This window comes from Thioalkalivibrio sp. ALE10 (assembly GCF_000381385.1).
In the GTDB taxonomy this organism is placed as follows: domain Bacteria; phylum Pseudomonadota; class Gammaproteobacteria; order Ectothiorhodospirales; family Ectothiorhodospiraceae; genus Thioalkalivibrio.
The window spans coordinates 35,192-45,196 of record NZ_KB906453.1 but is presented as its reverse complement, the minus strand read 5'-3'; the positions used below and the strand labels follow the sequence as shown (position 1 = coordinate 45,196).

At 66.8% G+C, this 10,005-nt stretch carries 9 protein-coding genes, 2 tRNA genes and 2 pseudogenes; 5 read left to right on the top strand and 8 right to left on the bottom strand.

The features are described 5' to 3' along the window. Positions 1-149: 149 nt before the first annotated feature. Entirely contained in the window at positions 150-1,040 is an 891-nt protein-coding gene (locus tag F788_RS0108350) for a phosphoribulokinase (protein WP_019589872.1), read from the bottom strand. A 50-nt stretch (positions 1,041-1,090) separates the two neighbouring features. After that, entirely contained in the window at positions 1,091-2,950 is a 1,860-nt protein-coding gene (locus F788_RS0108345; RefSeq protein WP_019589871.1) for an SLC13 family permease, read from the bottom strand. Between the two features lie 259 nt (positions 2,951-3,209). On the opposite strand from F788_RS0108345, the gene F788_RS0108340 reads away from it, so the two are divergent. Then, a complete protein-coding gene (locus F788_RS0108340; RefSeq protein WP_018869026.1) occupies positions 3,210-4,067 on the top strand; it encodes a universal stress protein in 858 nt (285 codons plus the stop codon). A gap of 9 nt (positions 4,068-4,076) precedes the next feature. On the opposite strand, the pseudogene trmB reads toward F788_RS0108340, so the two are convergent. The 3 genes and pseudogenes from trmB to thiS form a co-directional block, all read right to left on the bottom strand. Continuing rightward, a pseudogene (gene trmB, locus F788_RS13385) lies at positions 4,077-4,839 on the bottom strand (tRNA (guanosine(46)-N7)-methyltransferase TrmB). Next, positions 4,836-5,648, bottom strand: coding sequence for a thiazole synthase (locus tag F788_RS0108330; RefSeq protein WP_019589868.1), 813 nt, complete (start codon positions 5,646-5,648; stop codon positions 4,836-4,838). Before F788_RS0108330 ends, trmB begins: the two are co-directional and overlap by 4 nt. A gap of 59 nt (positions 5,649-5,707) precedes the next feature. Continuing rightward, positions 5,708-5,917 (bottom strand): sulfur carrier protein ThiS, encoded by a 210-nt coding sequence (gene thiS / locus F788_RS0108325; protein WP_019589867.1) that lies wholly within the window; start codon positions 5,915-5,917, stop codon positions 5,708-5,710. 65 nt (positions 5,918-5,982) lie between these two features. Between thiS and F788_RS0108320 the strand changes: the two genes are divergently transcribed. From F788_RS0108320 to F788_RS0108305, 4 genes are all read left to right on the top strand, one after another. Continuing rightward, positions 5,983-6,056 (top strand) — tRNA-Gly (locus tag F788_RS0108320). A 126-nt stretch (positions 6,057-6,182) separates the two neighbouring features. Further along, positions 6,183-6,632: a Fur family transcriptional regulator gene (locus tag F788_RS0108315; RefSeq protein ID WP_019589866.1), complete on the top strand. Its 450-nt coding sequence runs from the start codon at positions 6,183-6,185 to the stop codon at positions 6,630-6,632. Between the two features lie 278 nt (positions 6,633-6,910). Then, on the top strand, positions 6,911-8,077 hold the full coding sequence (locus tag F788_RS14280; protein WP_081622832.1) for a ChuX/HutX family heme-like substrate-binding protein: 1,167 nt from the start codon (positions 6,911-6,913) through the stop codon (positions 8,075-8,077). Then, a tRNA-Thr gene (locus F788_RS0108305) sits at positions 8,033-8,108 on the top strand. The genes F788_RS14280 and F788_RS0108305 overlap by 45 nt, the downstream gene beginning before the upstream one ends. A gap of 80 nt (positions 8,109-8,188) precedes the next feature. On the opposite strand, the gene F788_RS0108300 is transcribed toward F788_RS0108305, so the two are convergent. The 3 genes and pseudogenes from F788_RS0108300 to arsB all read right to left on the bottom strand — a co-directional run bounded on the left by F788_RS0108300 (position 8,189) and on the right by arsB (position 10,005). Beyond that, positions 8,189-8,605, bottom strand: a complete 417-nt coding sequence (locus tag F788_RS0108300; RefSeq protein ID WP_019589865.1) for a bacteriohemerythrin — start codon at positions 8,603-8,605, stop codon at positions 8,189-8,191. 18 nt (positions 8,606-8,623) lie between these two features. Then, positions 8,624-8,917 (bottom strand): CC/Se motif family (seleno)protein, encoded by a 294-nt coding sequence (locus tag F788_RS0108295; protein ID WP_019589864.1) that lies wholly within the window; start codon positions 8,915-8,917, stop codon positions 8,624-8,626. Then, positions 8,914-10,005: pseudogene (gene arsB / locus F788_RS13380) on the bottom strand (ACR3 family arsenite efflux transporter). The gene F788_RS0108295 and the pseudogene arsB overlap by 4 nt, the downstream one beginning before the upstream one ends.

The following is a 10,005-nucleotide window of genomic DNA, read 5'->3' as shown; positions in this document are numbered from 1 at the left end:
TCGGGAACAGGCAGGCAATCCTATCCGAAAGCGGCGGCGCGTTGAAAAAGAGCGCCCCGGCGCCGTGCGATCCGCAGCAACAAAAAGGGCCGCGACCCGAAGGTCGCGGCCCCTGCAACGGGCCCGCAGCCCGCGCCATGCACTCGCGATCAGCCGCGACGCGCCAGCATGTCGTGGATGATCGGGGCAAGGATGACTTCCATGGCCAGAGCCATCTTGCCGCCGGGCACCACGATGGTGTTGCGCCGGGACATGAACGAGTCCGGGATCATGTTCAGCAGGTAGGGGAAGTCCACGCCGAACTTCTTGGGATCGCTGAAGCGGATCACCACCATGCTCTCGTCCGGGGTGGGGATGTCGCGGGCGATGAACGGGTTGGAGGTATCCACCGTCGGCACGCGCTGGAAGTTGATGTCGGTACGCGAGAACTGCGGGGTAATGTAGTTCACGTAATCCGGCATGCGCCGCAGGATCGTGTCCACGGTCGCCTCGGCAGAGTAACCGCGCTCGAGGTTGTCACGGAAGATCTTCTGGATCCACTCGAGGTTCACGATCGGCACCACGCCGATACCCAGATCGACATGCTGCGAGGCATCGATGTTGCCGTCCGCCACCAGCCCGTGCAGGCCTTCGTAGAACATCAGGTCGGAACCCGGCTCGATCTCTTCCCACGGGGTGAACTCGCCCGGACCGAGGTTGGTGCCGAGACGCTGGTTGTGTTGCTCGGCTTCCTCGTCGGAATGCAGGTAGTAGCGCTTCTCGCCCTGGCCGGTCTCGCCGTAGGTCTTGAACAGATCCTCGATGCGGTCGAACAGGTTGGCCTCGGGGCCGAAGTGGGAGAAATGCGGGTTCCCCTCGTCGGCCGCCTTCTGCATGGCTTCCTTCATCGCCTTGCGGTCATAGCGATGGAAGCTGTCGCCCTCGATCACCACGGGGTTGATCTGCTCACGGCGGAAGATCGACTCGAACGAGCGCTTCACGGTGGAGGTGCCGGCACCCGAAGAACCGGTGACGGCGATCACGGGATGTTTCTGGGACATGAGAGTCTCTCCTTACGCAATCAAGCGTTACAAACGTCAGCAAATCGGGGTCAGAAGACCAGATTGATCATGAACATGGCCACCACGCCGAACAGGATCGTCATGATGCTGCCGGCCTTCATGTAGTCCTTCACCCGGTAGCCGCCGGGGCCCATGATCAGGGCGTTCACCTGGTGGGTCGGGATCAGGAACGAGTTGGAGGTGGCGATGGCCACGGTGATCGCGAACACGCGCGGGTCGGCGTCCATGCCCGCGGCCTGGGCCGCGGTCGCGAAACTGATGGCCAGAGGCACCAGCAACACGGTCGCGCCCACGTTGGACATGACCAGGGTAAAGAATGTGGCCAGCGCGAAGATCGTGGCCTGCAGCACCCAGGGTGGCACGGTGCCCAGCATGTCCAGGGTGTTCTGCGCGATCCAGGCCGCGGTGCCGGTATTCTCCACCGCCATGCCCAGAGGGATCAGCGAGGCCAGCAGGAACACGGTCTTCCAGCTGATGGAATTGTAGGCGTCGTCCAGGCTCAGCACGCCGGTCAGGATCATGCCCATGGCCCCAGTCAGCAACGCGATCGACAGCTGCAGGTCGGTGAACAGGATCAGCGACACTGCCACCGCGAGGAAGCCCAGCGCGTGCGGGACCTTGCTCGGGCGCAGCTCCTCGCGCGGGTAGTCCGAGGTGATCACGACGAAGTCGCGGTCCTTCTCCAGACGCGCCAGCGAGGTCCAGGTGGTGTGCACCACCAGGATGTCGCCCGGCTCCAGCGGGATGTCGCGCAGGCCCTCGCGGTAGACCTCGCCACCGCGCTGCATGCGCATCACCGAGAGCCCGTAGGTCTGACGCATGGCGACCTCGGTCACCGTCTTGCCGGCGAGGTTGGACCCCGGCGAGATCGCGACCTCGGCGATCCCGGACTGGGAGGAGTCCAGGGCGCTGGCGAACACGTCCAGGTCGCTGGACGGCGCGTGTTTCAGGTTCCGGCCCAGCTCCTCCATGCGCCGCGGGCTGGCCAGCACCGCCAGGCGCGAATTGGGCTGAATCTCGTAGCCGGTCCAGGGCGCCATGCGCAGCTCGTCACGCGCATGCGAACCGACGATCGCCACACCGGTCTCGCGTTCGACATCGGCGACCGTCCGGCCCACCAGCGGATCGCTCTCGGCGATGCGCACTTCGTGGATCCCGTAGGACAGGCCGTAGACCCGCTGGAAATAGTCCCGCGTGCCTTCGGTCGCGGTCGGCTGCGCGCCCACCGACGGCAGGACGTAGCGCCCCAGCAGCACGAAATAGACGATCACCGTGGCCAGCAGCGCCAGGCCGATGGGCGTGACATCGAACAGCTCGAAACGCTCCATGTCATCCGGCAGCAGGTCGTTCAGCAGGATCAGCGGACTGGAACCGACCAGGGTGATGGTTCCACCCACGATCGCGGCGAAGCCCATCGGCATCAGCAGGCGCGACAGCGGGATACCCAGACGGCTGGAGATGCGGCTCATCACCGGCATGAACAGCGCCGCCGCACCGATGTTCTGCATGAAACTGGAGATCACGCCGACCGTGCCCGACACCGTGGGAATGATGCGCTTCTCCCCGGTGCCGCCCACGCGCATGATGAAACTGGCGACCTTGTGCATCACCCCGGTCTTGTCCAGCCCGGCACCGATGATCATCACCGCGATGATCGAGATCACCGCATTGGAGGCAAACCCGCTGAACAGCTCGTCCTGCGCCACCAGCTCGCCGAGCTCGGGCAGCAGCGGCACCACGCCGAACACCAGCGGGATCAGCCCGATCAGGACCATCACCAGGATCGCGGCCAGATCGACCCGCACGATCTCGGAGACGAACAGGAAGATGGTGAAGGCGAGCAGGCCCAGCACCACGATCATTTCGGTGGTCAGCGTCAGATTTTCCATGAACCGCCAGTCCTGAAGGAGCAAGGCCGGCGGAATCAGTCCGCCGGCACGGGAAGCACGGGCGCGTCGTCCGGTCACGACACCGCGCGGAGCACCGGGCCACGCTGGCCGGGCGGAACTCCGCAGACAACACCCATTGAAAGCGCAGGATTATTCCATCCCGACGGGCCGGACGCAAAAATGCGCCCGAGCGGAAGGCGTGCGCAGGCCGTGTCCCCTCCGGTATGCTGGGGAAATCGATCGAGAAGGAGAAACCGCCATGGCCGAAGCGGCGTCCACCGGCAACCAGCCCCAGTTTCGCACCATCGTCGTCGCCACCGACGGCTCGGAATACAGCACCGCCGCGGAGAACGTGGCCCTGGAGCTGGCCGGCCGCTGCGGGGCACGTCTGCGGATCGTGCGCATCATCCCGACCGACACCCAGCACGACGCCCTCTCGCCGCGGCGCAGCCACGACGCCAGCGTCGCGGCCCAGGGTGACCTGGATACGCTGGAGAAACGCGCCCGCGAGGCAGGCCTGGAAGTCTCCGCCATCCTGCGCCACGGGGTCGACCGGCATCAGGAGATCGTCAGCGTGGCGGAAGAGCACGAAGCCGACCTGATCGTGATTGGCCGGCGCACCCGCGGCGAGATGGCCCGCCTCATGGTGGGCGACGCCACCGCCAAGGTGATCGGACTCGCGCCGTGTAACGTGATGGTCGTCCCGCGCGACACCGAAGCCCCGCGCCAGGGCCTGCTGGTAGGGACCGACGGTTCCGAACTGGGCGACAAGGCCGCGCGTGCGGCCGTGGAGCTCGCGCAGCACTGCAGCCTGCCGCTGACCGTGGCCTCGGTCGCCGTGCCCGGACAGAGCGAGGCCCGGCGCCAGGAGGGCGTGGACGCGATCCAGCGGCTGCAGGGCGAGGCCCGCGAAGCGGGCGTGGAAACCGATGCGCTGTTCGAGGAAGGCCGCCCGGAGGTCACCCTGATCGAGATCGCGGAGCGCCAGCATCGCGACCTGATCGTGCTGGGCAGCCATGGCCGCACCGGGCTCAAGCGGCTGCTGATGGGCTCGGTCTCCGAACGCGTCGTCGGTCAGGCGCGCTGCCCGGTCCTGGTGGTCAAGAAGAAGGGCTGAGCCGCCGCTTCACTCCGCCGGGGCGGGGGCCTCGGTGCGCCGGTACACCAGATCCGCCACTGCATGCCCGCGCTGCAGCCCGCGGCGCTCGAATTTGGTCTCGGGGCGCCAGGCCGGGCGTTCCGGGCGCGGCACCGGGCCGTCCGGCGCGAACCACTCGGTCGCCCCGGCCATCACCTCCTGCATGTGTTCGGCGTAGTCCGCCCAGTCGGTGGCCAGATGCAGCCAGCCGCCCGGCCGCATCCAGCCCGCCAGCGCGCGCACGAACCCCGGCTGGATCAGGCGGCGCTTGTGATGGCGCTTCTTGTGCCAGGGGTCGGGGAAATACACCTGCACGGTGTCCAGGCTGGCCGGCGCGAAATGCGCCTCCAGCAGCTCCACCGCATCGCGATCGGAGACCCGCAGGTTGGTCAGCCCCCCGACGCTCGATCTCGCCGAGCAGGTGCCCGACCCCGGGGCGATGCACCTCGGTGCCGATGAAATCGCGCTCCGGCGCCGCCGCGGCCTGTTCGGCCAGGCTGTCGCCGTCGCCGAAACCGATCTCCAGGGTCACCGGCGCCTCGCGGCCGAAGACCGCCGCCAGATCCAGCACCCCGGCGTCGGGCGCCGGATCCAGGCCGAAGCGCGGCCAGAGCTCATCCAGCGCGCGCTGCTGGCCGGTGGTCAGACGCCCCTCGCGGCGCACGAACGAGCGAACCCGGCGATGGTGCGCCGGGCGCCCCCCGTCCCCGTCAGCGGGCCGGTTGTCGTGCGATTCGTGCGGGACCGTCATGAGCCGGCGAAGAACAGCCCGGTCTCGGGCGAGGAGGCCGAGGCATAGCGCCGTGCCGGCATGCGTCCGGCGCGCCAGGCCTCGCGGCCCGCCACGATCGCGTGACGCATCGCACGGGCCATGCGCACCGGATCGTCGGCCGCGGCGATGGCGGTGTTCATCAGCACTCCGTCGCAGCCCAGCTCCATCGCGATGGCCGCATCCGACGCCGTACCCACACCCGCGTCGACCAGCACCGGTACCGACGCGTTTTCCACGATCTCGCGTATGTTGTAGCGGTTCTGGATCCCCAGACCCGAGCCGATCGGCGCGGCCAGCGGCATGATCGCCCGGCAACCGATGTCCTCCAGACGCTTCGCCAGCAGCGGATCGTCGGTGGTGTACACCATCACCTCGAAGCCCTCGTTCACCAGGGTCTCGGCGGCCTTCACCGTCTCGAACACGTCCGGGTACAGGGTCTTCTCGTCGCCCAGCACCTCCAGCTTGACCAGGTTGTGCCCGTCGAGCAGCTCGCGCGCCAGCCGGCAGGTGCGCACCGCGTCTTCCGCGGAATAGCAGCCCGCGGTGTTCGGCAGCAGGGTGTAGCGATCCGGCGGGACCACGTCGAGCAGGTTCGGCTCGTCGGGGTTCTGGCCGATGTTCGTGCGGCGGATGGCCACGGTCACGATCTCGGCACCGCTGCCCTCGATCGCCTCGCGGGTCTGCTCCAGATCGCGGTACTTGCCCGTGCCCACCAGCAGACGGGACTGGAAACGGCGCTCGCCGACGTGAAACGGATCGTCGGCGGATCCGGCGGCCATCTGGCTCATGCATGCTCCTCGGTTATCGATTGCGGGTGCGGATGCGGATACAACTGCGGGCAAGAATATCAGCCACCGCCGATGGCCTGAACGACCTCGACACGATCACCCTCCTGCAACCGCCGCTCGGCGTGCTCGCTGCGGGGCACGAGCATCTCGTTGACCTCCACGGCCAGTCGCCGACCGCCAAAGCCGCGCTGTTGAATCAGGTCCGCCACCGTCGGCGGCTCCTGATCCGCAGGAATTTCGCAGGTTTCTCCGTTCAACTTGATCTGCATGGGTCATACCGTTGGTGATTCGGGCATTGAGCCGGGGCGCGTACGCGCATACAATTCGTGGCCAGGCGGGTGTAGTTCAATGGTAGAACATCAGCTTCCCAAGCTGAGAACGTGGGTTCGATTCCCATCACCCGCTCCATCCCTTGCTCGTTCCCGGCTTCGTTCTGTCGGCGGCATTCTATCAGCTTGCCGCGCCGAGTCGGCGTATGCCTTCTTCCCAAAACAGAACTGGACTCTGTCCAATTCGCTGTTATATGTTGGAAACATGAGCACCCGAACCCCCCAACCCGATCTGCTGGGAATCGATGACGCGCGCGCCCTGCTGCGCGATTACCGCATCTCGCCGACCGAACAGCGAATCGAGATCGTCCGAGTGCTGTTCGCCCGCAACCAGCACCTCAGCGCCGACCACATCCTCGCGCAGCTCACGCGCCAGGAGTCACGCGTGTCCAAGGCCACGGTGTACAACGCTCTCAAGCTGTTTGCCGAGAAGGGCCTCGTGCGCGAAGTGATCGTCGACCCGTCGCGGGTCTTCTACGACTCCAACCGCGCCCCGCACCACCACCTGTTCCACGTGGACAGCGGCCAGCTCGAGGACGTGGAACCGGCCCAGGTACAGGTGAACGACCTGCCGCCGCTGCCCGAAGGTACCGACGTGCTGAGCGTGGACGTCATCGTCCGGGTCGGGTCCGGACAGAAGTCCGGCGACAGCTGATCCCCGGGGCGACGCACGCCCCACCTCTCCGAATTTTCGTGAACACCATCGGGTTCCGGAATCCCGAATCCGGCGGTTCCTGATCTCGCCCTTGAAATGGGAATGCTTTTCATTTAACTTTCCTCACGTCGGACGCAGAAAGGCTGTGCTCGACTGGAAAGACCTTCTTCTTCGCATTATTGCTGCCCAGCCAGCCCGGTGTTCCCGGTTGCCAGCCAGGCTGCCTTTTTCGGAACCGCGCATCCGCCCCGGCCCGTGCCAGGGCACTGGAGAACACCATGCAGACACTGAATCCGGCATCCGAACCGCAACGCCGTTTTGCCATGCGACCCACACCGCCCCAGCTTGCCCGCGCCTGGAATGAACTGCGCGACCGCAACCCGCGCACCGGGCTCCGGGAAGCCGCATCGCAGCTCGGCAGCTCCGAAGGCGAAATCGTCGCCGCACGCTGCACCGGTCCCGGCGGCCCGGTCTTCCGTCTGCGCCGGGACTGGAACAGCCTCCTGACAGAACTGAACGCAGCGGCTCCCCTGCGCCTGCGCACACGCAACCGCCACGCGGGCCTTGCCCGGCGCGTAACCACCTTGCCGACCCTCCGGGACCTGTACGCCGACCTCGGACAATGGCACGAGGCGCTTGTCATCCGGGAAGAGGACAACGATCCCGGCCGGCCACAATCACGCGTGTGCATCTTCGCCCCCGACGGCACGCCGGTACTGACCCTGGAACGCACTCCCCACGGGGACGCAGCGGCATGGGAGCGCGTGTTGCGCCGCCTCGCCGCAGTGGACCAGCGGCCCGGAATGACCGTCACCATCTCCACCGCTCCGGGAACGCGCCCGGATACCGCCGTCGATTGCGAAGACCTGCGCGATGCATGGGACCTTTCCCGCCATCCGGACACCATCCACGAACTGTCCGCGTGCTTTCAGTGCACGCCCGAACAGACCCTGCGCCTTGCCGGACCGGAACGCGCCTGGCCGGTCGGACAGGAGGCCCTCGACACCGTCCTGATGTACGCCGCCGAGGACGCGCTGGGCCTCCGGATCGAACTCGCCAATCAAGGCGTGCGGCAGCAGTACAGTGGCCCGGTCACACGGCTGGCGCCCACACGCACCTCCTTCAACATTCTCGACCCCGATTTCAGTCTGAACATCCGCCGCGAGTCCATCGCCGGAACCTGGGTCTTCCGTCGGCCCGCCTCGTCCGGCGCCCGCCATGGCCTGGCGCTGTTCGCCCCGGACGGCGAAACCATCATCCGCATCACCGACGCCAGCCCCGCCGGTCACCCGGAGGACCCGCGCTGGCGCGCCCTGCTGGGCCTGTTCGACCCCCTGCCGGCGGCACCCCGGCCCGGGGCATTGTTGGCGAAGCCCCGCTTCGCTATGATGTCCCGCTCGGCCGACGTAGCTCAGCAGGTAGAGCAATCGACTCGTAATCGATAGGTCGGGGGTTCAATTCCCTCCGTCGGCACCAGACCAGAGAAAAGGGCCGGCACTGCGTGTGCCGGCCCTTTTTCGTTCCAGCTTCGTTCAGCGGATTCCCGCCGGGAGGGACTACTCCCCCGCGGCACGTTCGGCGAACCGCGCCAGCAGGGCATCCATGGTGGTGAAATGGCGCTGGTACCAGGGGATGATCTCGTCATCCAGTGCCGAGACCAGATCCGCGCCCTGCAGCGACCCGTCCTCCAGCCCCGCCAGCAGGGCTTCCCAGCGCGCCAGATGGGCCGCATGTTCCTGCCGGTGGTAGTCCTTCTGCGGAAAACCGACCCGCTCCATCAGCTCGTCCTCGCGCGCGAAGTGCTCGCGATTGAACTCGACGAAGGCCGCGAACGCCTCCCGCGCGGCGTGGTCGTCGCCCTCCTCGCGGGCCCGGCCCACGGCTTCCAGCAACCGGGCGGCTTCGTGGTGATCGTCGTTCATGAAGGCCTGCTCCAGCTCCGGGACCTTCAGGCTGCGCTGTACTTCACTCATGGCTCACTCCAGCATCGTCTACTCCTGCGCCTGGCCCATCTCGCCTTCCACCACCAGACGCCGCCAGCGGAAGAAGCCCTCGAGGTCGACCCGGTACGGACCCGGGCCCATGTCTTCGGCCACGTACACGTGGATGCCCTCGATCTGCGTCCTTGCGTACCCGTCCGTCGAGCGCGGTGCGCCCGGCTCGGCCACCGGCACGCCCGCCTGGCCACCGCAGCAGCCCTGGCGGGCGGACAGCCGCAGCGTCATCTCGGCACTCCGGCCGGCGAGCCAGTCGCGCGCCGCGTCACTGAGGGACACGGTGGTCACGTGCCCGGCGCCTCGTTGTTGGTCGGGAACCAGTGGCGCGTGCGATTCGCGATGCGCACCAGCGCCAGCATCAGCGGCACCTCCACCAGCACGCCAACCACCGTCACCAGCGCCGCACCGGACTGCAGGCCGAACATCGCGATCGCGGCCGCCACGGCCAGCTCGAAGAAGTTACTGGCGCCGATCATCGCACCGGGGGCCGCCACCGCGTGGCGCACACGCCACGCCTTCGCCCAGTAATACGCAATGTAGAACACCAGGAAGGTCTGGATGATCAGCGGAACGGCGATCAGGGCGATATGCCCCGGATTCGCCAGGATGCGCTCGCCCTGAAAGGCGAACAGCAGGACCAGCGTCACCAGCAACCCGATGGGCGTGACCGGGCCGATGCGTTTCATGAAGACGTTGTCGAACCACTCGATGCCCTTTCTGCGGATCAGCCAGATACGTGACAGGTAGCCGGCCGCGAACGGGATCACGATGTACAGCAGCACCGACAGCGCGACCGTGTCCCACGGCACGTAGATATCGGAGATCCCCAGCAGCAGGACCACGATGGGCGCGAAGGCAAACAGCAGGATGATGTCGTTCACCGCCACCTACACCAGGGTGTAGGCCGCATCGCCACGCGTGAGATAGCTCCAGACGAACACCATCGCGGTACACGGCGCGGCCCCCAGCAGGATCGCCCCGGCCAGGTACTCGCGGCCCAGATCCTCCGGGATCCAGGCGGCGTAGACCACCATGAAGAAGAACCAGGCGATCGCGAACATGGTGAACGGCTTGATCAGCCAGTTCACCGAGGTGGTGACGGTCAGGCCCTTCGGCTCGCGGCGCACGCCGAGGATGGCGGAGAAATCGATCTGCACCATCATCGGGTAGATCATCGCCCAGATCAGGATGGCCACCGGGATCGAGACCTGCGCGTACTCCCATTGCGACAGCGTCTCCGGCACCGCGGGGAAGAACTGCCCCAGCGCGACGCCCGCCACGATGCACAGCGCCACCCATACGCTCAGATAGCGCTCGAAGAGACCCATGCCTTCTGTCGCCGAGATCTCCTCGGCGGACTGGTTGCGATCGTTCAT